Below are 22,143 nucleotides of genomic sequence, written 5' to 3'. Positions count from 1 at the left end.
CACGACGACGAACATCAGCACGAGCACACCGGCCATGATCCGGTTTCGGGTCTTCGGGTCCACGCGTCGAGCCTAACGCGGCGCCGCGAGCGGCCACGCGGCGACCTTCTCGTACCGGGGCCGCTCGCCCGGCACCCCCGACGTGGGCAGGTTGCTGCGGACGAAGGCCAGCTCGGACACCGTCCAGGCGGGCCCCTCGAACGGGGCGAGCGCCTCGACGTACGGGCCGAAGTCGACGGCGTGGCGGCTGCGGGCCAAGGTCAGGTGCGGCCGGTAGCGCCGGTGCTCGCCGGGCAGTCCGGCCCGGCGCCCGGCGGCCTCGGCGCGCTCGGCCAGCCGCCCGAGGGCGGCCGTGTCGCCGCTCACCCCCGCCCACAGGGCCCGCCCGCCGAACTGGCCGCCCCCGCGCAGGGCCAGCGCGAACTCCGGAGTACGAGCGGCGGCCCGCCCCAGCCGCTCCTCCAACTCCGCCACGCTCTCCTCGGGCACCTCCCCGTAGAACGCAAGCGTGAGATGCCACCCGCTCCGCCCGGTCCATCGCACCCCATCGGTATCCGGCATCCCGTCGACGACGGCCCCCAACGGGGCGAGAGCGGATTCCGGCGGCAACACGGCAGCGAAAAGTCTCACGGGTCACAGTGTGACGGACCGGCCGGCTTCTGGGGCGGGCGCGATGCGGTCGGCTTCGGCTACGGCGTCGCCGCCGTAGGGGCTGAGGATCGTCGCCGCGTGCTGCGCCGTCGTGGCTGATCGCGCAGTTCCCCGCGCCCCTTCAGGGGCGCGGGGAACTGCGCGAGAAGCCCCACCGGGCGGGCGCCGGCGACGGGCCTCGGCCCCTACGGCGGGAGGCGCTTCCCGCACACCCGGCACCCAGGGCCGGGTCAGGCCACCGCCAGCTCGCGGGGCTCGCGCGGTACGAACTGCAGGTGGCGCTCTCCGCGCCGAAGGTCGACCTTGAGCCGGAGGTTCGCGGCGCGGGCGAGCATGAGCCCGACCCCGGCCGCCGCAACCGCGCAGATCACCCCGCCGAGCATGAAGCTGACCCGCACCCCGTACTGGTCGGCGAGCCAGCCGAAGAGCGGCCCGCCGAGCGGGGTACCACCGGTGAACACCATCATGAACAGGGACATCACCCGCCCCCGCATCTCCGGCTCCGTACCCATCTGGACCGTGGAGTTCGCGGTCACGTTGACGGTGAGGCCGAGGATGCCGAGGAGGACGATCAGCGGGGCGAAGGCCCAGACGCCGGGCGCCCACGCGGCCAGGATCTCCAGCGCGCCGAAGCCGATCGCGGCGCCCGCGAGGACCCGCAGCCGGGTGGAGCGGCGACGCGCGGCGAGCAGCGCGCCGGCGAGGGAGCCGAGCGCCATGAGGGTGTTGAAGACGCCGTACATGCCGACGCCGCCGTGGAAGACGTCGTCGGCGTAGGCGCTGAGCCAGATCGGGAAGTTGAACCCGAAGGTGCCGACGAATCCGACGAGCACGATCGGCCAGATCAGTTCGGGGTGCCGCGAGACGTACCGCAGGCCTTCCTTGAGCTGGCCCTTGCCGCGCGGCGCGAGCTTGGTCTCGTGCAGCTCACTGGTGCGCATCAGCAGCAGGCCGGTGAGCGGGGCGAGGAAGGACAGGCCGTTGGCGAGGAAGGCCCAGCCGGGTCCGACGGCGGCGGTCAGGACGGAGGCGACGGCGGGGCCGATGAGCCGGGCGGACTGGAAGTTGGCGGAGTTCAGCGAGACCGCGTTGCGCACCTGGTCGGGGCCGACCATCTCGGAGACGAAGGACTGCCGGGTCGGGTTGTCGACGACGGTCACGAGTCCGGTGAAGAACGCGGCGACGTAGACGTGCCAGACCTGCACCTGGCCGGACAGCGTCAGCGCGGCCAGGAACAGACCCGACAGGCTCATCGCGCCCTGGGTGCAGAACAGCAGGCTGCGCTTGTTGAAGCGGTCGGCGATGACACCGCCGTACAGGCCGAAGAGCAGCATCGGGAGGAACTGCATGGCCGTGGTGACACCGACGGCGGCGGAGGATCCCGTGAGGGAGAGCACCAGCCAGTCCTGGGTGATGCGGGCCATCCAGGTACCGGTGTTGGAGACGACGGCTCCGGTCGCGAACAGGCGGTAGTTGCGCACCTTGAGGCTCGCGAACATGGAGGTCTTGCGGGGGCGGGCGGTTGAGTCGTGGGCGGCTGGTGCGGGGGCGGAGTCTGCTCCGGGTCCCGTACTCAAAGTGGGTTCGCCTCCTCGGCGTCGTGGTGCTGAGCGCGACTCAGCGGTGGTCGTTCAACGTGCGGACTTCAGAGGTGGGCGAGCTTCTCGAGGACGGGGGCGGCTTCGCGGAGCTTGGCCCAGTCCTCGTCGTCGAGCCCGGCGGCGAGGTCGGCCAGCCAGGCGTTCCGCTTGCGGCGGCTCTCCTTGAGCATGGTCTCGGCCTGCTCGGTGGAGGTGACGACCTTCTGGCGCCGGTCCTCGGGGTGCGGCTCCAGCCTGACCAGTCCCTTGGCCTCCAGGAGCGCGACGATGCGGGTCATCGACGGCGGCTGCACGTGTTCCTTGCGGGCGAGTTCACCGGGTGTGGCGGATCCGCATCCGGCGAGGGTGCCGAGCACCGACATCTCGGTGGGGCTCAGCGACTCGTCGACCCGCTGGTGCTTGAGCCGACGGGACAGGCGCATCACGGCGGAGCGCAGGGAGTTCACGGCGGCTACGTCGTCGCCATGGGAGAGGTCCGGCATGTATTTAGCGTAACTCATTACCGTGCCTAACGACCACCGGAAACACGCCACCCTCCCGTGATCCACACCACGGGACGACCGCCCCGGCAGGGCCACCGAAGGGTCACCGAAGAGCCGCCGATCTGACGGGGCGAAACCTTACGTCACTCAAACGAGTGAGCCACTTCCGGAAAGTGACACGCCCGGGCGGACGGCGCGGCAACCCTGTTCGTCATGGGATCGACAGTGCTCAGCCTGCGGATAGACGGTGAGCTCCTCGACCGGCTCAAGGGACACGCCGCGAAGAGAGGGATGAGCGTCCAGGACTACGTGGTCCGGACGCTGACACGCGACGACTTCGACGAACGCTTCAAGACGGCCGTCGAGGAGACGGAACGGTTCTACGGAGCGGCCTGAGGCTCCGGAGAACCGTTCCGGCTCCGTACGGCGCCGGAACCGGCCCGGTTCCTCGCGACGTTCCGCGTCCTGCGGCGCCGGCCCGACGCGGCGAGCAGGGCGAGTACCGCCGGTGACGTGGCCTCCCCGGCGAGGACGCGCTGCATCCAGTCGGTGACCGTCGCCAGTTCCTCCGGTGCCGGCACGTGACCGGCCCGGACGGACAGGCGGACCAGCCAGTCGTGGACGCGGCTGCGGACGAACGCGCGGTGGCCCTCCGCCTCCAGGCGGTCGGTCTCCGGCAGCACTCCGTCCGCCCACCGCCGGAACGCGGCGGGACCGGCCGTCTCCGGCGCGATCGCGTCCACGAGGGCGACCACCGCCGTCTTGGCCGCCATGCCGTCGAGGTCGCGCACGAGGACCGCCACGAGCGCGCGGTCCCGGTCGCGGTTCGCCGAGGCGGCGATCGCCGCGACGACGCGCTGGTACGCGGCCGAGCGGACGTGCGGGTCCGCGACGGCGCCGCCGGCGTCCAGGTCCACGTCGTCCAGGCCCAGGTCGTCCAGGATTCCGGCCTCCGCCAGGAGCGCGGCCACATCGGTGCGCAAGGTCATCGCCCCACCCTTCCCCCCGGCGCCCACCGGCGGTCCAGCCGGAAATGCGCTGCGGCCCCGCCCGGGAGATCCGGGCGGGGCCGAAGCGGGGGCGACGGGGCGCGTCAGGTCAGGCCCAGCGCCGGCATCAGGTAGTAGAAGCCGAAGACCGCCGAGACGGCGTACATGGCGACGGGCACCTCCTTGGCGCGGCCCGCGACGACGCGGAGCACCGTGAAGGTGATGAAGCCCATGCCGATGCCGTTCGTGATCGAGTAGGTGAACGGCATCATCAGCATCGTCACGAAGGCGGCGATGGCGACCGTCCAGTCGTCCCAGTCGATGGCCCGGATGCTGCCGGCCATGATCATGAAGCCGACGGCGAGCAGCGCCGGGGTGGCGGCCTGGGACGGGACCATCGTGGCGACGGGCGTGAGGAACAGCGCGACGGCGAAGAGCCCGCCCGTGACGACGTTCGCGAGGCCCGTACGGGCGCCCTCGCCGACACCGGCGGTGGACTCCACGAAGCAGGTGGTGGCGGAGGAGGACGAGGCGCCGCCGGCGGCGACGGCGATGCCGTCGATGAACAGGACCTTGTTCATGCCCGGCATCTGACCCTTCTCGTCGGTCAGGTGCGCCTCGTCGCTGATGCCCATGATCGTGCCCATGGCGTCGAAGAAGCAGGACAGCAGCACGGTGAAGACGAAGAGGATGCCGGTCAGGACGCCGACCTTCTCGAAGCCGCCGGTCAGGCTGACCTGGCCGACGAGGCCGAAGTCCGGGGTGGAGATCGGGTTGCCCGGCCACTCCGGGGTGGTCAGACCCCAGGACGGCACGTCGGCGACCGCGTTGATGATCATCGCGACGACGGTCATGGCGACGATGGAGATCAGGATGGCGCCCGGCACCTTGCGGACCAGGAGCGCGAGCGTCAGCAGCGTGCCGAGCACGAAGACGAGGACCGGCCAGCCCATGAGGTGGCCGCCGACGCCGAGCTGGAGCGGGACCGTGGTGTGCGCGGCGTCCGGGATGCGCGAGACGAAGCCGGAGTCGACGAGACCGATCAGCATGATGAACAGGCCGATACCGATCGCGATGCCCTTGCGCAGGCTGAGCGGCACGGCGTTCATCACGCGCTCGCGCAGGCCCGTGGCGACCAGCGCCATCACGACGAAGCCCGCGAAGACGACCATGCCCATCGCGTCCGGCCAGGACATGCGCGGCGCGAGCTGGAGGGCGACGACGGTGTTGACGCCGAGGCCGGCGGCGAGCGCGATCGGCACGTTGCCGATGACGCCCATGAGCAGGGTGGTGAACGCGGCGGTCAGCGCGGTCGCGGTGACCAGCTGGGCGTTGTCGAGCTGGTGCCCGTACATGTCCTTCGCGCTGCCGAGGATGATCGGGTTCAGCACGATGATGTAGGCCATCGCGAAGAAGGTGGCGAAACCACCACGGACCTCACGGACGACCGTGGAACCGCGCTCGGTGATCTTGAAGTAGCGGTCGAGACCGCTCTTCGGGGCCGGCGGCGGCTCGACGGCATCGACCTTGGGGGTGGCCGAAGTGGACATGGATTTCCTCAGCGCTTTCAGTGGTGCGGGGGTGCCTGTGTGCCGTCGTGTGCGGTGCGGCGCTGGTGTTTCCTACGAACATAAGGAGCCAGAGTCAGGCCGTTTCAGTATGAACATATGAACGGGAATGCGCTATCTCCGCGCGTAGACCCTTGGGGCGTCCGGGGCCCCGACCGGGCTCGGGGCGCACCCCGACCGGGCTCGGGCAGGGCCCGTGCGGGCGCCGGGGCGGGCCTCGTAAGCTGTGCCCATGGCGAAGTGGACCCCGCAGCACGAGGCACCGGAACCCCTGGAGGGTCCCGTGGTCGCCACCATCACCGGCGGCACGATCCTCTGGTTCGTCCTCTTCCTCGTCCAGCTGCCGTTCTACGGCTGGTTCGACGACCGCGGCCACACCTGGTGGATCTGGACCTGCCTCGCCGGCGCGGGCCTCGGCCTCATCGGCATCTGGTACGTCCGGGGCCGCGACGCCGCCCTCAAGCGGGCCGCGGCGCAGAGCGCGGAAGGTGCCCCGCTCGACGGGTGAGTGCCCGGTTTCGCCCGTACCGTCGAACCCATGACCCCTATCGACGCGGGCGCCGAACTCGATCCGGTGCATCCGATACCCGTCCCCGCGCGCGCGACGGGCCTCACCTCCGCCGAGGTCGCGGAGCGGACCGCCCGCGGCGAGGTCAACGACGTCCCCGTGCGCAGCTCCCGCTCGCTCACCGAGATCGTCCGCGCCAACGTCTTCACCCGCTTCAACGCGATCATCGGCGTCCTGTGGATCATCATGCTGGCGGTCGCGCCGATCCAGGACAGCCTCTTCGGCTTCGTGATCATCGCCAACACCGGGATCGGCATCATCCAGGAGTGGCGGGCCAAGAAGACCCTGGACTCCCTCGCGGTGATCGGCGAGGCGAAACCCACGGTGCGCCGCGACGGGGCCGCCGTCGCCGTCTCCACCTCCGAGATCGTGCTCGGGGACCTCATCGAGATCGGGCCCGGCGACAAGATCGTCGTCGACGGCAGCTGCGCCGAGGCCGACGGCCTGGAGATCGACGAGTCGCTGCTCACCGGCGAGGCCGACCCGGTCGTCAAGAAGCCCGGCGACGAGGTCATGTCCGGTTCGTTCGTCGTCGCGGGCGGCGGCGCCTTCACCGCGACGAAGGTCGGCCGCGAGGCCTACGCGGCCCAGCTCGCCGAGGAGGCCAGCCGCTTCACCCTCGTCCACTCCGAGCTGCGCACCGGCATCTCCACCATCCTCCGGTACGTCCAGTGGATGATGATCCCCACCGCGATCGGCCTGGTCATCAGCCAGCTGGTGGTCAAGGAGCACGGCTTCAAGGACTCGATCGCCCGCACCGTCGGCGGCATCGTGCCGATGGTGCCCGAGGGGCTCGTCCTGCTGACCTCCGTGGCCTTCGCGATCGGCGTCATCCGGCTCGGCCGAAAACAGTGCCTGGTGCAGGAGCTGCCCGCCATCGAGGGGCTCGCCCGCGTCGACACGGTCTGCCTCGACAAGACCGGCACCCTCACCGAGGGCGGCATGGACGTCGCCGAGCTGCGCCTGTTGGACGGCACCGACGAGAGGTACGTACGCAAGGCGCTCGGCGCGCTCGGCGAGTCCGACCCGCGGCCCAACGCCTCCCTCCAGGCCATCGTCGACGCCTACCCCGACAGCGTGGACTGGCGCTGCACGGAGGCGCTGCCGTTCTCCTCGGCCCGCAAGTACAGCGGCGCCTCCTTCAGCGAGGGCGACGGCGCGGTCAGCACCTGGCTGCTCGGCGCGCCCGACGTGCTGCTGCCCCCGGCCGACCCCGCCCTCGACGAGATCGACGCGCTGAACCGGCAGGGCCTGCGGGTGCTGCTGCTCGCCAAGGTGACCCGCGACCTGGAGGACCCCGGCGTCCGGGAGGGCGCCGAGCCCGCCGCCCTCGTCGTCCTGGAGCAGCGGCTGCGCCCCGACGCCGCCGACACCCTGCGCTACTTCGCCGAGCAGGACGTCAAGGCGAAGGTCATCTCCGGGGACAACGCGGTGTCGGTCGGCGCCGTGGCCGGAAAGCTCGGTCTGCCCGGCGCCGAGAACACCGTCGACGCCCGGACCCTGCCCACCGATCAGAGCGAGATGGCCGACGCCCTCGACGCCGGCACGGTCTTCGGCCGGGTCACCCCGCAGCAGAAGCGGGACATGGTCGCGGCCCTCCAGTCCCACGACCACACCGTCGCGATGACCGGCGACGGCGTCAACGACGTACTGGCCCTGAAGGACGCCGACATCGGCGTCTCGATGGGCTCGGGCTCCGAGGCCACCCGCGCGGTCGCCCAGATCGTGCTGCTCGACAACAGCTTCGCGACGCTGCCGTCGGTGGTCGCCGAGGGCCGCCGCGTCATCGGCAACATCACGCGCGTGGCGACCCTGTTCCTCGTCAAGACGGTCTACTCGGTGCTGCTCGCGCTGCTCGTGGTGTGCTTCCGGGTGGAGTACCCGTTCCTGCCCCGGCACCTGACGCTGCTGTCGACGCTGACCATCGGCGTCCCCGCGTTCTTCCTGGCGCTCGCCCCCAACAAGGAGCGGGCGAAACCACACTTCGTGCGGCGCGTGATGCGGTACGCGATCCCCGGCGGCGTCCTCGCGGGCCTCGCCACCTTCGTGATGTACATGGTCGCCCGGCACTACTACACGGGCTCGGGCTCGCTCGGCGCGGAGACCAGCTCGGCGACGCTGACCCTGTTCCTGATCTCGATGTGGGTGCTCGCCATCATCGCCCGCCCGTACACGTGGTGGCGGGTCGCCCTGGTGGCGGCGATGGGCGCCGCGTTCCTGCTCGTCCTGGTCGTGCCGTGGCTGCAGGACTTCTTCGCGCTGAAGCTGGTCGGCGCGGTGATGCCGTGGACGGCGGTGGGGGTGGCGGCGGTGGCGGCGGCCGCCCTGGAGTTCCTGTGGAAATGGGTCGACCGCCGCTTCCCCGCCTAGGCGGTGCCGGCTGTGCTTACTGGACGTCGACGAAGTCGCTGGTGGACGTCACGGCCGGGGTCGTGGACGTGCCCGCGAACTTGTAGCGGAAGTAGCCGTCGGCGGAGGCGGTGACCGTCGTCTTCAGGCTGCCCGTCGAGGACGAGGTGACCGTCTTGACGTTGGTGTACGTCGTGGCGGACTTCTTGCGGTACTGGAGCGTCACCTTCTGGTTGGTGTAGCCCGCGTACTTGTGGGTGTCCCAGTTGGCGCGCGAGAGCAGGCCGGTGACCGTGATGGTCCTGCCCTTCTTGACCGGCTCCGGCGACGCGTTGGTGGTGAGCTTCGAGTAGCGCTGGAAGGCGATCTTCGTCAGGAGCGCGTCCTGGTCGGCGACGCCGACCTTGCTCCAGTCGGCGCTGTCCGAGGAGATGTCCTGGCCGTTGGGGGCGATGGCGACGCCCTCGGCGGTCCACTTGGCACCCGCGTCGCTGTTCAGCAGGTTGTCCTGGGGGACGACCGTGATGGTGTCGGTGCAGGTGGCCGTCGTGTCCGAGACCAGGTTGCAGGTGGCGCCGTCGGTGAAGACCACGTTGCCGTCGTCGGTGCTGTTCCAGTACAGGGCGACGAAGATCATGAAGTCGTCGGCGAAGATGCCGGCGTCGTTGCCGTGGGTGACCGTGTAACTCACCGGGACCTTCACCGCGTTGGTGGTGCCGGCGACGATCGGCTTGCCCTTGTTGACCGAGAGCTTGGAGAAGGTCAGGTCGAGGGCGTACGGGTCGCCGGGCTCGGCGGCGAGGGCGGCGCGGTCGGTCGCCTTGGGGGCGGCGGCCGGGGCGTCGTGACCCTTGACGAGGTCGACGAGGGCCTTGTCGCCCGCCGGACCGGTCCAGTGCCCGTCGGCCTGCGCCGCCGGGACGGCGAACGCGGTGAGGGCCAGGGCGCCGGAGACGGTCAGGGCGGCCGCGGTGGCACGAATGCGCATGTGTTCCCCATGGTGGACAAGGGGTCCAGCAGGTGGCGTCCTGCTGGACCCAAGTCATCGAGGAGTCTGTTGACTCGCTCCGTCAGACCGCTGCCCCAATGAAGAGGTTGTGCAGGATGTGAAGATTTACTGAACGTCGATGAAGTCGCTGGTGGACGTCACGGCCGGAGTCGTGGACGTGCCCGCGAACTTGTAGCGGAAGTAGCCGTCGGCCGAAGCGGTGACGGTCGTCTTCAGGCTGCCCGTCGAGGACGAGGTGACCGTCTTGACGTTGGTGTACGTGCTCGCCGACTTGGCGCGGTACTGCAGGGTCACCGACTGGTTGGTGTAGCCCGCGTACTTGGACGTGTCCCAGTTGGCGCGGGACAGCAGGCCGGTCACCGTGATGGTGGCGCCCTTCTTGACCGGCTCCGGCGACGCGTTGGTGGTGAGCTTCGAGTACCGCTTCATGCCGAACGTCTTGGCGTTCTCGCGGACCGTGTAGTCGGCGTCCTTGCCCGAGGCGATCGCCCACACCTTCCAGGAACCGGCCGCGTAGTTGGCGAGGTCCACCTTCGGGTCGATGGAGAAGGTCAGCGTGCAGGTCGCCGTGGTGGCGTTGACCGTCGTGCAGGTGGTGGCGCCCGGGTCCTGCGTCGGCGCGGCACCGGCGTCCGAGTTGTCCAGGTCCGTGCCGTGGTACAGGACGGCGTACCCGGAGGTGTTGTCGATACCCGAGTTGTCCGTGGCCGTGAAGGTGACCTTGACCGGGACCAGGTTGCTGATGCCGGCGACGACGTCCTTGCCGCCGTTGACGACCACGTTCGAGATGGCGGTGTCGCCGTACTGCTCGTCAGCACCGGCGGAGGTGCCCGCCTCCGCGGCGGCAGCCGCGGCCTGCGGGCTGTCCGCCGCCTGCGCGACGGGCACGGTGAACGCGGTGAGAGCCAGGGCGCCGGTGGCGGTCAGAGCGGCGGCGGTGGCACGAATGCGCATGTGTTCCCCATGGTGGAGAAGGGGTCCTGCGGATGGCTTCCCGCGGGACCCGAGTGATCTAGGGGTCTGTTGACCCGCAGGTGAGACATGCGCCGGGTGGGGCGGGTTGTACGGCTTCCGCGAATTTTGCGATCACCATACGAACCCGGCCCGAGCCCTTGACCTGCCGGAAGCCCCCGCCCCGCGCCGGGGTCAGTCGAACCAGCGGTCCCGGGCCAGCTCCGCCGTGCGCGACGGGTCCTCCAGGAGGGCCGCCACCTCGAAACGGCGCGGCCACTGACCCGCCGCCCACGCGAGCCCCGCCGCCACGCCCTCCAGGGTCGCCGCGTGCACGGTGCCGTCCGCGGTGCGCCGCCAGTCGGCCTCCTGCCCGGCGACGTACAGCTCCTCGTGCTCGACGTACGTCCGCGGGGTCGCGGCCCCGAGCAGGACGCGCACCGAGTCCGGTACGGGGTGCTCGACGCCCTCGGAGCCGGTGAGTTCCCCGTCGACGGCCTCGCTCAGTCGGCGCACCTGGAACAGCTCGGCGAGCTGCCCGGCCCGGGCCGGGGCCACCGGCAGCAGGGGGCGGCCGTCGGCGAGCGGGATCAGGTCGGGGGCGTCGGCGACCAGCGCGTCGGCCGCGTCGACGACGACCACCTCGCCGTCCCGCACCGCCCGCAGGTCGTCGGGCAGCGTGACCTGCTCGGGGTCGAGGCCCGCGAGCAGCCCGTACAGCGCGTGCAGCTGGGCCGCGCCGACCGTCAGGTCCGGGTCGGCGAGCCGGTCGAGGAGCTCGGCGGCGCCGCCCGGCTCGTCGAGCAGCGCGGCGGCGGAGGTGCGCACGCCGAGGGCGCGCAGCACCTGCTCGTCCTCGAACCCGGAGGCGTCGGCCGCCTCGTAGAGCCCGGCGAGCAGCGGGTCCCCGCCCGCGGCGCGCAGTCCGGCGGGGCGGCGGCCGTCGAGGACGGGGTGGCCGCGCAGCCACCACGCCGTGTACGGGCGGACGAGTTCGTGCGTGCCGTCGGGCAGCAGGACGCGGACGGGCTGGGTGAGCGCGTCACGCAGCGGCGGCCGCGACAGCAGCGCGAGCGCCTGCGGCCAGCGGTCCTCGTCGACCAGGTCCAGATCGCGTACGGCGACGAGTTCGGTGGCGACGGGCGGCACCGGCGAGTCGGGCAGCCGGTCGAGGACGTCCTCGCACCACACGTCGACGGCGTCGAGCAGGCCCGCGTCGTCCGGCTCGGGGAAGTCGCCCTCGCGCGGGTCGAGTTCGTCGGGGTCGAGGACCACGTCGGTGGCGCGGACCAGGGCGAACGTCGCGAGCACCCCGCAGGCGGCGAGCGGCTGCTCGCCCCAGCGCTCGGCCAGCTCCTCGTCCACGTACGGGAGTTCACCCTCGCGCAGCACGTCGGCGATCGGGCTGCCGGGGAGCAGCAGCTCGGCGGCGGGGGCGAGTTCGCCGTCCTCGTCGGTCAGGGCGAGGGCGCCGAGCCAGGGTTCGTCGCCGACGTCGAGACCGGCGTCGCGCACGAGGGTCAGGACGACGTCGGCGAGCTCCTCGGCACCGAGCGCGTCCTCGTCGTCCCAGGCGGGCTCGTCGTCGAGGGACGCGGCGACCGCGGCCCGCACCTGAGGCGTGGTCAGGACGGCGCGGGGCGTGGCCGGGAGCGCGCCGAGCTTCTCCAGGAGGGGGTGGGCGGCGTCGGCGTGTGCGACCTTGAGGCCGAGCCGGGCCAGCGCCTCGCCGGGCAGGCTCGCGGCGTCGGCCGCCGGGAGCAGCACCTGGCGCGGGCCGATCGTGGTCCGGCCGCCGGCCAGCGGCACGGGCAGCCCGCTGAGCCGGTCCGGGTCGACGCCGGCCAGCGACTCGTAGAGGCTGCGCCACCAGCCCGGGTCCTTCTCCAGTCCGGCCAGCCGGTCGATCGCCTCGGTCAGCGGGACGCGGGCGACACCGAGCGTGCGCAGCTCGACGCGGCGTTCGAGCCCGGCGGGCAGCAGGCTGGGCAGCACCTCGGCGAGGACCCGCACGGTGTCGGCGCCGGCGCCCTCGACGACCTCCGCGTCGCGGGGCCGCAGCGCGGCGGGCCGGTCGTCCTCCTCCGACACGGGCGGCAGCGCGGGCGGCAGGAACGCGACGCGGGGCAGCCGCTCCAGGAGGGCGGCGCGCAGGGCGCCGTCCAGTTCGCTGCGGCCGAGCGGACCGGGCACGAGGTCGAGCACGCCGGGGCCGACGGGCTGCCACTCCCCCAGGAGTTCGGCGTACGCGTCGGCGGAGCGCTGGGTGAGGAAGTCGGTCAGCGGGCCGGGCGCGACGTGCCGGCGGGCCGTGTCCAGCGGGAACGAGGCGATGAGCAGCGCGGGCACGCCGAGAGCCTCGTCGCTGGGGGTCGGGGCGTGCAGCACGGGGGCGCTGCGCGGCTTGTCCGGGGCGCCGTCGGCGTCCACCGGGACGGCCCAGGTGACGTTCCAGTGCGGGCGCAGCCGCTCCTCGACGGGCCGGTCGGCGAGCAGCTCGGCGCCGAGGGCGCCGCTGCGCGTCACGGTCCGCCAGCGCAGCTCGGCCGGGGCGCGCCCGTCGTCCTCGATCACGATGTACGGGCCGTCGGCGCGCCGTCGCAGGGCCCGGGTGCCGGCGTCGGTGGTCACGGTGACCTCGGCGAGGCCCGGCAGGGCGAGCAGCAGCGTGTCGTCGACGGCGTCGAGCAGCCGCGCCGCGAGCGCCTCGGCGGCCTGGTCGCGCAGCGGCAGCACGACGACCGTGTCGTACGGCTCCGGGGCCTGGCCCTCGGCCGCGAACGGCAGCCGGAGCAGCGGCACGTGGCCGTCGCGGCGGCGCAGCTCGTCGCCGAGGGCGGGGCTGTGCCGGGCGGTCTCCTGCGCGGCGATCCGCGCCTCGGCGAGCGACCAGCGCACGCCGCCGGTGCGGCCGAGGACGGCGGGCTCGTCCGACACGGCGAGCACGGCGGCGAACCCGACGCCGAAGCGTCCGACCGTGCTCTCCGCGCCGGCCCGCTTCGCGGAGGCGCGCAGCGTGGACAGGGACTCGACGCCGGCCGCGTCCAGCGGGGCGCCGGTGTTCGCGGCGACGAGGACGCCGTCCTTGAGGGTGAGCGCGAACCGGCCCGGCGCTCCCATGCGGGCCGCGGCGTCCGCGGCGTTCTGGGCGAGCTCCACGACCAGGCGGTCACGGTAGCCGCCGAGCGCGAGGTCCTCCTCGGCGTTGGCGTCCTCCCGGAACCGGGCTCCGCTCGCCGCCCAGGCATCGAGCACGCCACGCCGCAGGCGGGCGGTACCGAACGGGTCGATGCCCTCCGGTGCGGGCCGGGCGATCTTGCTGGCGCTCACGGTGTCTCCTCTGGCCGCACTTCATCGGTCGGCCCGAACCGTATCGCGGCGCATGTGGGGGGACGTGCCGGTACGTCGCCGGGTGCGGGAGGGCGGGGGCTGGTCGCGCAGTTCCCCGCGCCCCTGGAGATGCGCACTTCGTGCGCGATCTCCATAGGGGCGGGGCCCCATCGGGGCGGGGCCCCATCGGGGCGGGGCCCCATCGGGGCGGGGCCCCATCGGGGCGGGGCCCCATCGGGGCGGGGCCCCATCGGGGAAATGCGGCGCGAAGCGCCATGCATTTCAGGGGCGCGGGGCTGTGACCTCTGCGGCTCTGCCGCGGGGCGCGACCAGCCACGACGTACTGGCAGCCGCTCACGAACGAGAGACCCCGCAGCCGGTGGTCGCCGGTCGCCTCACTCGGCTCGCGGCAACTTTTCGATCTGGGCCCGCACGACCCGATCCAGAGACTCCCGTACGGTCCGCACCGACGCCGCCTTCGTATCCACGGCACTGCCTGACGCGACCATCACCACCGACCCGGCCCGCACCACTGCGAAGACAGTCGCTTGGTCCCGCTTCACCGTGGCGTCCCGGGACACGAGCCGGTACCCCAGGGACTCGTCCCCGAGCCCCTCTGCCACCGTGTCCCGCACCACCTTCGTGGGCCGCCCGGCCTGGGAGGTGTAGGGGGCGCAGTCCGCCACGTCCTTGCGGAAGTTCCGCATCAGGTCCCGGGCGCCCGCCTGGCTGTGTGCCTGGACCCGAAGGTGCAGCAACCCGTACCGCGCCGTGGCCGGCATCCGCTCGTCGATCCCCATGGTGAGCAGCCGCGCGGCAGGCTCCGGCCGGGTCCGGTTCACGAGCACGGAGCTGATGTTCCCGCATCCCGGCTTCCCGCTCGTACCGGGGATCTCCGGCGGGTTCTCCACCACCCGGAAACCGAGCCCCTTCGCCTTCACCTTCTCCCCGAGCGTCACATCCGCCAGCTCGGCCCGCGAAAGGGTCTTCGTCGTCACGCCCTGCGAGCCGCCGCCGCACCCCGCGAGCAGCCCGGCCGCCGCGACCGCCATGACGGCACGTCTGACCCCGGCACCACGCTTCATGTTCCCCACCCCTGGAGTAGTCCTACGAGGACCGGAACATAACCCGGGGGCAGGGAGACCGGGACGGCAAGGGCTAGGAGTGGCCCAGATCGTCCGCCGCCGTGTCGGCGACCGCGCCGACCGAGCCGGCGTCCTGAGCCGGGTGCAGCGGCATCGGCTCCACGATCGTCTCGTCGATCACCGGCGGGGCGGGACGCGGGGTCTTCGGCATGATCGCGGCCTCGGAGTGGCCGCCGCAGCCGTAGGAGAGGGAGACGACGCGGCCGTCGGCCGGGGCGAACTCGTTGGCGCAGACGCCGAAGGCCTGGCCGAGGGAGCCGCCGATGGGCGTGAGGAAGCCGCAGGAGACGCACGTGGCGGGGGCCGCCTGCGCCATGGGCGTCTTCGCGCCGAAGGACTCCTCCCAGCGGTCGGCCGCGACATGCAGGCCGTAGCGGGACAGGACCCGGGCGCGGCGCAGGCCGAGCTCCTCGGCGACCGCGCTGATGGAGCCCCGGGACGGCGCGACCGGCAGGTCCGCGACGGGCCCCTCGGTCACCTCGACGTCCTCGGCCTCGACCAGCTCGGCCATCTCCTCGGACACCGCCGAGTTCGGCGGCGGCGCGTCCTCCCCGGTGAAACCGGGCTCCAGGCGCAGATCGTCCGCCTCCGTGGGCAGCAGATCGCCCGGCCCCATGTCCCCGGGCCGCAGCCGCTCGCTCCAGGGCACCCACTCGGGGGCGAGGAGGGCGTCCGGGCCGGGCAGCAGCACCGTCTCGTCGAGCGTGACGTGCTTGGCGCGGGAGGCCCGGGCCACGGTGACGGCCCAGCGCCAGCCCCGGTAGCCGAACTCCTTGCACTCGAAGAGATGCGTGACGACGCGGTCGCCCTCGACGACCATCTCGACGTGCTCGCCCACCACCCCGGGCGCGGCCGCCTCCTCGGCAGCCGCCCGTGCGAGGCCGACCGCCTCGGCGCACAGACGGTCGGGGGTGCGGCTTCGCGTTGTCGCTGCGCTCACAGGTATCGCTTCTCTCCTACGCCGTCTCACGAGTGCGCCGTCCTGTGTGCGGGAGCGCGGGCGGAGCGGACCAGGGGGCCGCGTCGACGTCCGCGCCCGACGTTCCGGGCGCACCTACGTCACCCATTCTGCGGGATGGCCGAGAGGCGCGCGGCCGAGAACAACCACCGCGGGCGCGCTACGCACGCTACCTCTTCCTGCGCCCCGCGCCCACACCGACGTACGAGCGGCACCGCACGCGAAACCAGACCCGCATGCCCATATCGGCACTAGTACACCCGTTCACGGGGCACTATGGCTGAGTGGCCTCCGGGAAGTCGTCGTCCGCTTCGTCGCGTTCGTCCGGCGCGACGCGGTACGAGAACAGCGGTGCGGGCCCGGTGAGCGGGATCGCCCGCCGCATCGGGCGCGCCTTGCGATTTCCGTTCACGGGCACCGCCCGCGGCATCCGGAAAGCGACCCACGCGCACGGCGCCGGCGAGTCGGGGCTCGGAAAACTCATCGAGCTGCACGCGGTGAACGGCGCGGGCGACGTCATGATCACCGTCGCGCTCGCCTCCACGGTCTTCTTCTCCGTCCCCACCGACGAGGCCCGCGGGCGCGTCGCCCTCTACCTGGCCATCACGATGGCCCCCTTCACGCTCCTGGCCCCGGTCATCGGCCCACTGCTCGACCACCTCCCGCACGGCCGCCGGGCCGCGATGGCCGGCGCGATGCTGGCCCGCGCCCTGCTCGCCCTCGTCCTGTCCGGCGCCGTGGTCACCGGCGGCATCGAGCTCTATCCGGCGGCTCTGGGCGTCCTCGTCTCCTCGAAGGCGTACGGCGTGGTGCGCTCGGCGGTCGTGCCGCGCCTGCTGCCACCCCGCTTCTCCCTCGTGAAGGCCAATTCCCGGGTCACGCTCGGCGGGCTGCTCGCCACCGGCATCGCCGCGCCGATCGGCGCGGGCCTCCAGGCCCTCGGGCCGCGCTGGCCGCTCTACGGCGCCTTCGTCATCTTCATCTGCGGGATGTTCCTGTCGCTGTCCCTGCCGCACAAGGTGGACTCGGCGAAGGGCGAGGCCAGGGCGCTGCTCGCGGCCGACGAGGCGCATCTGCACGGGCCCGCGCGCAAGCAGCGCAAACCGGGGCTGCGCACGGTGGGGCCCGCCGTCACCCACGCCCTGCTGGCCAACGCGACGCTGCGCTGGCTGTCCGGGTTCCTGATCTTCTTCCTGGCGTTCCTGCTGCGCGAGCATCCGCTGACCGGGGAGAGCGCGGCGGTCTCGCTGGGCCTCGTCGCGGTCTCGGCGGGGGTGGGGAACGCGCTGGGGACGGCCGTCGGGGCCGCGCTGAAGGCCCGGGCGCCGGAGCTCATCATCGTCAGCGCCGTCGCCGTGGTGGGCGGCGTCGCGGTCGTCTCGGCGCTGTTCTTCGGGGCGTTCATGACGGCGTGCCTCGCGGCGGTCGCCGGGTTCGCGCAGGCCCTGTCGAAGCTGTCGCTGGACGCGACGATCCAGCGGGACGTGCCGGAAGGGGTGCGGACGTCCGCGTTCGCGCGCTCGGAGACCCTGCTGCAGATGGCCTGGGTCGTGGGCGGCGCGGTCGGGATCGTGCTGCCCCTGAACGGGACGGTGGGGCTGTCCGTGGCGGCGGCGGTCGTCGCGACGGGCTGGCTGTGCACGGTGCGGGGTCTGCTGTCCTCGGCCCACCGCGGCTCGGGACGCCGCACCCGGGTGGCCTAATCGGGTGCCGCTTTCTGTGACAGGGGCGGCCGGCGGCCGGTGACGAAACGCGCAGCCCGCGACGAAAGGGCACGCGCACACGCCGACGTACCACCCACCCGGCACACCCTCGCGCCGCCCAGATAGCCTTCCGCCATGACCTCCCAGCGTTTCGTAGTGCGCCACAGGCGCACCGTGGCCGCCGTCGGTGCCGTCGGCGCCGGACTGCTCGTCCTCTCCGCCTGCGACAAGCCGACCCCGCTGGCCACCGTCACGGTGGGCCGCAGCACGGCGAACACCGAGGCCTCCTGCTACGACGACGGGAAGTCCATCCCGCTGTCCAAGCTGCAGGGCTGCCTCAAGAAGACCGAGGACGCCGAGAAGATCAAGGTGGACCCGGACGAGACCGTCCGCTTCGGTGTCGACCCCGACATCGCCGACAAGGGCTGGACGATCCTGATGAACGGTCAGCCGCTCACGGACTCCAGCAAGAAGACCTACCGCACGGTTCCGGGCAGCGTCTTCTTCAACCAGCAGTACGGCGCCACCGGCTCCTCGACCACCGTCACGATCCTCGAGGGCGGCGACGCCAAGGCGTACGGCACCTGGTCGTTCAAGCTCGAGAAGGACTCCTGACGGACACCGCGCGCGTCCTCGTCGCCACCGCCGTCCCGGCCGAACGGGACGCGGTGGCGCGCGGGCTCCAGGGGCACCCGGCGATCGACGTCGTCGCGGTCGGGGTCGGCCCCGCCGCGGCGGCGGCCGGGACGGCCACCGCGCTCACCACCGCGGCCCTCACCGGCCGCCCGTACACGCTCGCCGTCTCGGCGGGCATCGGCGGCGGCTTCACCGCCCCGCCCGGCGCGCTCCTGGTCGCCGACGCGATCACCGTCGCGGACCTGGGCGCCGAGACCCCCGAGGGTTTCCTGCCGGTCACCGAGCTGGGCTTCGGCACCGTCACCCACCGTCCGCCGGATTCCCTCGTACGAGACCTCGCCGCCGCCGTCCACGCCGCCGTCGGCACCGTGCTCACCGTCTCCACGGTGACCGGCACCGCCGACCGCGCCGCACTCCTCGCCCAGCGCCACCCCGGCGCCGTCGCCGAGGCCATGGAGGGCTTCGGGGTCGCCGAGGCCGCCGCCGCGCACGGTGTGCCGGTGGCCGAGCTGCGCGCCGTCTCCAACGCCGTCGGGCCCCGCGACCGCGCCGCCTGGCGCATCGGCGACGCGCTCGCCGCGCTCACGGAGGCGTTCGGGAAGGCGGCACCCGTCCTCACGAGTTGGAAGACGACATGACTGCTGAAGCCACCGGCCCCGTCCGCATCGCGTACTCGCCCTGCCCGAACGACACCTTCGTCTTCGACGCCTGGGCCCACGGCCGCGTCCCGGGCGCCCCCGCGCTCGACGTGACCTTCGCCGACATCGACATCACCAACGGCGTCGCCGAGCGCCGTGACCCCTCGTACGACGTCCTGAAGGTGTCGTACGCGGTCCTGCCGTACGTCCTGGACGACTACGCCCTGCTGCCGTGCGGCGGCGCGCTGGGACGCGGCTGCGGGCCGCTCGTGCTGACCCGGGAGCCGGGGGTGGACCTGTCGCGGAAGACGGTCGCCGTACCGAGCGAGACCTCCACCGCGTACCTGCTGTTCCGGCTGTGGGCCGCGGACACCGTGCCGGGCGGGCGGGTCGGCGAGATCGTCGTCATGCCGTTCCACGAGATCATGCCCGCCGTGCGCGACGGGAAGGTCGATGCCGGACTCGTCATCCACGAGGCCCGCTTCACGTACCAGGACTACGGCCTGCACAAGCTCGCCGACATGGGCGAGCACTGGGAGGCCACCACCGGCCTGCCGATCCCGCTCGGCGCGATCATCGCGCGGCGCTCGCTGGGCGCGGAGACGCTGCGCGGGTACGCGGACACGATCCGCCGCTCGGTCCGCATGGCCTGGGACGACCCCGAGGCGTCGCGCCCGTACGTGATGGAGCACGCCCAGGAGATGGACCCGGCGGTCGCCGACCAGCACATCGGGCTCTACGTCAACGAGTTCACGGCGGACCTCGGCGAGGACGGCTACGCGGCGGTGCGCGGGCTGCTGACCCGGGCCGCGGCCGAGGGACTCGTCCCGGCGCTCGCCCCGGACGCGCTGGCCTTCCCCTGAAATTGACCCACGTTCTCCCGCACTGAATGCACCTCTCGCGAGGTCGATTCCGCTCCTAGATTGGACGCAGTCGAAGTCGAGAGAGAAGAGAGTGCGGACATGAGCAGGATCGCTGTCGCGGGCGCCACCGGCACCGTCGGTTCCCTGATCACCGGGCGGCTCACGGCGGCCGGCCACACCGTGGTGCCGGTCTCCCGGTCCGCCGGGGTCGACCTGCACACGGGGGCGGGGCTCGCGGAGGCGCTCGCCGGGGTGGACGTGGTCGTCGACGCGTCCAACGCGTTTCCGACTGACCCGGAGGCCGATGTCGTCGCCGCGATCGTCGCGGCGACGCGGCGGCTGCTCGACACGGCGCGGGAACAGGGCGTCGGCCGGTTCGTCGCCGTCTCCATCACCAACATCGAGGACCCGGTCTTCGACCGGCACGCGTACTACCTCGCCAAGCGGGCGCAGGAGCGGGTCATCGCGGAGAGCGGGTTCGAGGCCACGGTCGTGAAGACGACGCAGTGGCACGAGTTCGCGGAGAATCCGGCGGCGGTGTGGTTCGCGGAGGACTCCGTCACGGTGGCGGACTGGCTGGTGCAGCCGGTTGCGGCGGACGCGGTGGCGGAGGTCGTGGCCGAGGCGTGTGTCGGGGAGTTCGCCGGGGCGCGGGTCGAGTTGGGCGGGCCCGAGGCGATCCGGCTCCCCGAGCTGACGGCGCGTCTCCTTGAGGCCCGCGGGGATCAGCGCCCCGTGAAAACGGTGCCGCCGGTGCTCCCCGCGCTGGGCGAGGGAGTTCTGCTGGCCCCGCCTTCGGCTCGGCTCGTCGGTCCTACGGTCGCGGAATGGCTCGATCGCGCCTGAATCGTGGGCGGCTGCGGGCCCGGTGGGGGCTGGTCGCGCAGTTCCCCGCGCCCCTGGAAGGCATGCGGCTTCGCCGCGCCTTCCCCCGATGAAAGGCCCCCCGCACCTGGATCGGGGAAATGCGACGCGAAGCGTCTGCATTTCAGGGGCGCGGGGCTGTGTCGATTTGCGGCTCCGCCGCGGGGCGCGACCAGTCTGGCTGGCCCCTGGGGCGCACGGAGTGTGCCTTCCAGGGGCGCGGGGAACTGCGCGACCAGCCACGACGGCGCGGCAGTCGAGCGGCGACCGCCCGTGGCAACCACCCAAGGGGCGCGGGACTGTGTCCGTACAGCGGCTCCGCTGCGGGGCGCGACCAGCCCCCACGCACCCGCACCCGCACCCGCACCCGGCGACGAGACCTAGACGTCCAGTTGGTCGGCGACCGCGCGGAGCAGGCCCGCGATCTTCTTGCCGGCCGCCTTGTCGGGGTAGCGGCCCCGCTCGAGCGCGGGCGTGATGTTCTCGAGGACGGTCGTCAGGTCCTGGACGATGGACGCCAGTTCGTCCGGCTTGCGGCGCTGCGCCGCGGCCACGGAGGGCGTCGGGTCGAGGATCGTCACCGAGAGCGCCTGATCACCGCGCTGGCCCGCGACCACCCCGAACTCGACCCGCTGGCCGGGCTTGAGGGCGTCGACGCCGGCGGGCAGGACCGAGGAGTGCACGAAGACGTCGCCGCCGTCGTCGCGGGAGAGAAAGCCGAAGCCCTTCTCGCTGTTGAACCACTTGACTTTGCCGGTAGGCACGTGAAGTCCTCGTCCCCGTACTCGAAGTGCTCGAAATCGCTCTGGACAGCAGTACAGCGGGTCGCGACCGACCCGCCTCCACCAAGACTATGAGTCCCTGTGCGCTGGGAACTACCCTGGCCGGGTGCGTGACAAAACCCAAACCAATTCCCGTTCGAGCCAGTCGGGGCCCGGCGACGGCCTCGTGAAAGCGGGCGGCATCGTCTTCGTCGTCGGCGCGCTCGCCACGCTCGTGACGATGGCCCCGCTGTTCCTGCACAGCGACCCGTTCCCGCCCGTCGCCTACGCGGTGTGCATGCTGATGGGCGTCGGCTTCCTGCTGGCCGGTGCCGGGGTCCTGAAGGGCATCGCGGCTCAGCGGCGCGCGGCCCGCTCCGTGTAGCTCTCCAGCCACGCGGGGAACGCGGCGAGGTCGGCGAGCACGACGTCCGCGCCGGCCGCCCGCAGCTCGTCGGCCGAGCAGGGCCCCGTCGTCACGGCGACGGAGAGGGCCCCCGCCGTACGGGCGCCGCGCACGTCGCCGGTGTGGTCGCCGACGTAGACGCTCGCCCCGTGCTCGCGCAGCGCCTCCCCCTTGCCCTCGGCCCACAGGTCGCCGATGACGGCGTCCGCGTCGATGCCGAGGTGCTCCAGGTGCAGCTTGGCGTTGGGCTCGTACTTGGCCGTGACGACGATCGCGCGACCGCCCGCCGCGTGCACCGCGGCGATCGCCTCGTGCACGCCGGGCATCGGCAGCGTCGGCGCGATGGCGTGTGTGGGATACATCTCACGGTAGAGCTCGGCCGTCTCCTGGATCCGCTCGGCCGGGAACCAGTTCGCCAGCTCCTCGACCAGCGGCGGCCCGAGCCGGCTGACCGCCAGGTCCGCGTCCACGTACGTGCCGGTCCGCTCGGACAGGGCGAGCCAGGTGGCGTGGATGCCGGGCCGCGAGTCGATCAGGGTCATGTCGAGGTCGAAGCCGACGACGGGGCCGGCGGTCACGGGGTTCGCGGAGTTCTCAAGGGCAGCCATGGGGGCCATTGTGCCCGGGCATACGATGTGCCAGGCATCCCATACTTAGCCAAGCCTTACCAA

Annotated in this window: 21 protein-coding genes; 9 read left to right on the top strand and 12 right to left on the bottom strand. The window is 72.5% G+C overall.

Annotated elements, in window-relative coordinates; all coding sequences use genetic code 11:
* Positions 1–72: 72 nt before the first annotated feature.
* The 3 genes from thpR to ACZ4E1_RS16350 form a co-directional block, all read right to left on the bottom strand.
* Entirely contained in the window at positions 73–630 is a 558-nt protein-coding gene (thpR, locus tag ACZ4E1_RS16360) for an RNA 2',3'-cyclic phosphodiesterase (RefSeq protein ID WP_467539769.1), read from the bottom strand.
* Positions 631–881: 251 nt separating this feature from the next.
* Positions 882–2,228: an MFS transporter gene (locus ACZ4E1_RS16355; RefSeq protein WP_467539768.1), complete on the bottom strand. Its 1,347-nt coding sequence runs from the start codon at positions 2,226–2,228 to the stop codon at positions 882–884.
* A gap of 68 nt (positions 2,229–2,296) precedes the next feature.
* The gene (locus ACZ4E1_RS16350; RefSeq protein ID WP_188337615.1) at positions 2,297–2,734 is read right to left on the bottom strand and encodes a MarR family winged helix-turn-helix transcriptional regulator; all 438 of its coding nucleotides are present in this window, start codon (positions 2,732–2,734) and stop codon (positions 2,297–2,299) included.
* 213 nt (positions 2,735–2,947) lie between these two features.
* Between ACZ4E1_RS16350 and ACZ4E1_RS16345 the strand changes: the two genes are divergently transcribed.
* Positions 2,948–3,130, top strand: coding sequence for a ribbon-helix-helix protein, CopG family (locus ACZ4E1_RS16345; protein ID WP_188337616.1), 183 nt, complete (start codon positions 2,948–2,950; stop codon positions 3,128–3,130).
* Here the strand turns inward: ACZ4E1_RS16345 and ACZ4E1_RS16340 are convergent.
* Entirely contained in the window at positions 3,115–3,723 is a 609-nt protein-coding gene (locus ACZ4E1_RS16340) for a hypothetical protein (RefSeq protein WP_467539767.1), read from the bottom strand. The two genes, ACZ4E1_RS16345 and ACZ4E1_RS16340, sit on opposite strands and share 16 nt — an antisense overlap.
* 104 nt (positions 3,724–3,827) lie before the next feature.
* Positions 3,828–5,273: an NCS2 family permease gene (locus tag ACZ4E1_RS16335; RefSeq protein WP_467539766.1), complete on the bottom strand. Its 1,446-nt coding sequence runs from the start codon at positions 5,271–5,273 to the stop codon at positions 3,828–3,830.
* Between the two features lie 250 nt (positions 5,274–5,523).
* Here ACZ4E1_RS16335 and ACZ4E1_RS16330 point away from each other — a divergent pair, with 250 nt between their 5' ends.
* Positions 5,524–5,799 (top strand): DUF2530 domain-containing protein, encoded by a 276-nt coding sequence (locus tag ACZ4E1_RS16330; protein WP_188337619.1) that lies wholly within the window; start codon positions 5,524–5,526, stop codon positions 5,797–5,799.
* A gap of 30 nt (positions 5,800–5,829) precedes the next feature.
* On the top strand, positions 5,830–8,229 hold the full coding sequence (locus ACZ4E1_RS16325) for an HAD-IC family P-type ATPase (protein WP_467539765.1): 2,400 nt from the start codon (positions 5,830–5,832) through the stop codon (positions 8,227–8,229).
* Between the two features lie 16 nt (positions 8,230–8,245).
* Here ACZ4E1_RS16325 and ACZ4E1_RS16320 read toward each other — a convergent pair whose 3' ends face one another.
* The 5 genes from ACZ4E1_RS16320 to ACZ4E1_RS16300 all read right to left on the bottom strand — a co-directional run bounded on the left by ACZ4E1_RS16320 (position 8,246) and on the right by ACZ4E1_RS16300 (position 15,583).
* Complete coding sequence (locus ACZ4E1_RS16320) at positions 8,246–9,196, bottom strand: hypothetical protein (RefSeq protein ID WP_467539764.1); 951 nt, start codon at positions 9,194–9,196, stop codon at positions 8,246–8,248.
* Between the two features lie 126 nt (positions 9,197–9,322).
* Positions 9,323–10,171: a DUF5707 domain-containing protein gene (locus tag ACZ4E1_RS16315; protein ID WP_467539763.1), complete on the bottom strand. Its 849-nt coding sequence runs from the start codon at positions 10,169–10,171 to the stop codon at positions 9,323–9,325.
* Positions 10,172–10,363: 192 nt separating this feature from the next.
* Entirely contained in the window at positions 10,364–13,498 is a 3,135-nt protein-coding gene (locus ACZ4E1_RS16310) for a sacsin N-terminal ATP-binding-like domain-containing protein (protein WP_467539762.1), read from the bottom strand.
* Between the two features lie 395 nt (positions 13,499–13,893).
* Positions 13,894–14,583 carry a hypothetical protein gene (locus ACZ4E1_RS16305; protein ID WP_467539761.1) on the bottom strand — a complete coding sequence of 230 codons (690 nt, stop codon included), beginning with the start codon at positions 14,581–14,583 and terminating at the stop codon, positions 13,894–13,896.
* Positions 14,584–14,656: 73 nt separating this feature from the next.
* The gene (locus ACZ4E1_RS16300) at positions 14,657–15,583 is read right to left on the bottom strand and encodes a DUF3027 domain-containing protein (protein WP_467539760.1); all 927 of its coding nucleotides are present in this window, start codon (positions 15,581–15,583) and stop codon (positions 14,657–14,659) included.
* A 380-nt stretch (positions 15,584–15,963) separates the two neighbouring features.
* On the opposite strand from ACZ4E1_RS16300, the gene ACZ4E1_RS16295 reads away from it, so the two are divergent.
* From ACZ4E1_RS16295 to ACZ4E1_RS16275, 5 genes are all read left to right on the top strand, one after another.
* Entirely contained in the window at positions 15,964–17,304 is a 1,341-nt protein-coding gene (locus ACZ4E1_RS16295; protein ID WP_467539971.1) for an MFS transporter, read from the top strand.
* Positions 17,305–17,439: 135 nt separating this feature from the next.
* Positions 17,440–17,919 carry a DUF2771 domain-containing protein gene (locus tag ACZ4E1_RS16290; RefSeq protein ID WP_467539759.1) on the top strand — a complete coding sequence of 160 codons (480 nt, stop codon included), beginning with the start codon at positions 17,440–17,442 and terminating at the stop codon, positions 17,917–17,919.
* A complete protein-coding gene (locus ACZ4E1_RS16285; protein ID WP_467539970.1) occupies positions 17,889–18,578 on the top strand; it encodes a futalosine hydrolase in 690 nt (229 codons plus the stop codon). The genes ACZ4E1_RS16290 and ACZ4E1_RS16285 overlap by 31 nt, the downstream gene beginning before the upstream one ends.
* Positions 18,575–19,441, top strand: a complete 867-nt coding sequence (locus tag ACZ4E1_RS16280) for a 1,4-dihydroxy-6-naphthoate synthase (protein ID WP_467539758.1) — start codon at positions 18,575–18,577, stop codon at positions 19,439–19,441. The genes ACZ4E1_RS16285 and ACZ4E1_RS16280 overlap by 4 nt, the downstream gene beginning before the upstream one ends.
* A gap of 99 nt (positions 19,442–19,540) precedes the next feature.
* Entirely contained in the window at positions 19,541–20,287 is a 747-nt protein-coding gene (locus ACZ4E1_RS16275; protein WP_467539757.1) for an SDR family oxidoreductase, read from the top strand.
* A 398-nt stretch (positions 20,288–20,685) separates the two neighbouring features.
* On the opposite strand, the gene ACZ4E1_RS16270 is transcribed toward ACZ4E1_RS16275, so the two are convergent.
* Positions 20,686–21,069, bottom strand: a complete 384-nt coding sequence (locus ACZ4E1_RS16270; protein ID WP_467539756.1) for a cold-shock protein — start codon at positions 21,067–21,069, stop codon at positions 20,686–20,688.
* 124 nt (positions 21,070–21,193) lie between these two features.
* Here ACZ4E1_RS16270 and ACZ4E1_RS16265 point away from each other — a divergent pair, with 124 nt between their 5' ends.
* Complete coding sequence (locus tag ACZ4E1_RS16265; RefSeq protein WP_467539755.1) at positions 21,194–21,451, top strand: hypothetical protein; 258 nt, start codon at positions 21,194–21,196, stop codon at positions 21,449–21,451.
* Here the strand turns inward: ACZ4E1_RS16265 and ACZ4E1_RS16260 are convergent.
* Positions 21,424–22,089, bottom strand: coding sequence for an HAD family hydrolase (locus tag ACZ4E1_RS16260; protein ID WP_467539754.1), 666 nt, complete (start codon positions 22,087–22,089; stop codon positions 21,424–21,426). The two genes, ACZ4E1_RS16265 and ACZ4E1_RS16260, sit on opposite strands and share 28 nt — an antisense overlap.
* Between the last annotated feature and the right edge of the window lie 54 nt (positions 22,090–22,143).

Source organism: Streptomyces sp. NPDC025806 (genome assembly GCF_055558275.1).
The sequence above is the reverse complement of the archived record's forward strand: the minus strand, read 5'-3'. Positions and strand labels throughout refer to the sequence as shown.

Coding starts and splice junctions, on each gene's coding strand:
- ACZ4E1_RS16350 (WP_188337615.1), bottom strand. CDS start 2,734: ATGCCGGACCTCTCCCATGGCGACGACGTAGCCGCCGTGAACTCCCTG.
- ACZ4E1_RS16325 (WP_467539765.1), top strand. CDS start 5,830: ATGACCCCTATCGACGCGGGCGCCGAACTCGATCCGGTGCATCCGATA.
- ACZ4E1_RS16290 (WP_467539759.1), top strand. CDS start 17,440: ATGACCTCCCAGCGTTTCGTAGTGCGCCACAGGCGCACCGTGGCCGCC.
- ACZ4E1_RS16335 (WP_467539766.1), bottom strand. CDS start 5,273: ATGTCCACTTCGGCCACCCCCAAGGTCGATGCCGTCGAGCCGCCGCCG.
- ACZ4E1_RS16340 (WP_467539767.1), bottom strand. CDS start 3,723: ATGACCTTGCGCACCGATGTGGCCGCGCTCCTGGCGGAGGCCGGAATC.
- ACZ4E1_RS16345 (WP_188337616.1), top strand. CDS start 2,948: ATGGGATCGACAGTGCTCAGCCTGCGGATAGACGGTGAGCTCCTCGAC.
- ACZ4E1_RS16275 (WP_467539757.1), top strand. CDS start 19,541: ATGAGCAGGATCGCTGTCGCGGGCGCCACCGGCACCGTCGGTTCCCTG.
- ACZ4E1_RS16320 (WP_467539764.1), bottom strand. CDS start 9,196: ATGCGCATTCGTGCCACCGCGGCCGCCCTGACCGTCTCCGGCGCCCTG.
- ACZ4E1_RS16330 (WP_188337619.1), top strand. CDS start 5,524: ATGGCGAAGTGGACCCCGCAGCACGAGGCACCGGAACCCCTGGAGGGT.
- ACZ4E1_RS16315 (WP_467539763.1), bottom strand. CDS start 10,171: ATGCGCATTCGTGCCACCGCCGCCGCTCTGACCGCCACCGGCGCCCTG.
- ACZ4E1_RS16260 (WP_467539754.1), bottom strand. CDS start 22,089: ATGGCCCCCATGGCTGCCCTTGAGAACTCCGCGAACCCCGTGACCGCC.
- ACZ4E1_RS16280 (WP_467539758.1), top strand. CDS start 18,575: ATGACTGCTGAAGCCACCGGCCCCGTCCGCATCGCGTACTCGCCCTGC.
- ACZ4E1_RS16305 (WP_467539761.1), bottom strand. CDS start 14,583: ATGAAGCGTGGTGCCGGGGTCAGACGTGCCGTCATGGCGGTCGCGGCG.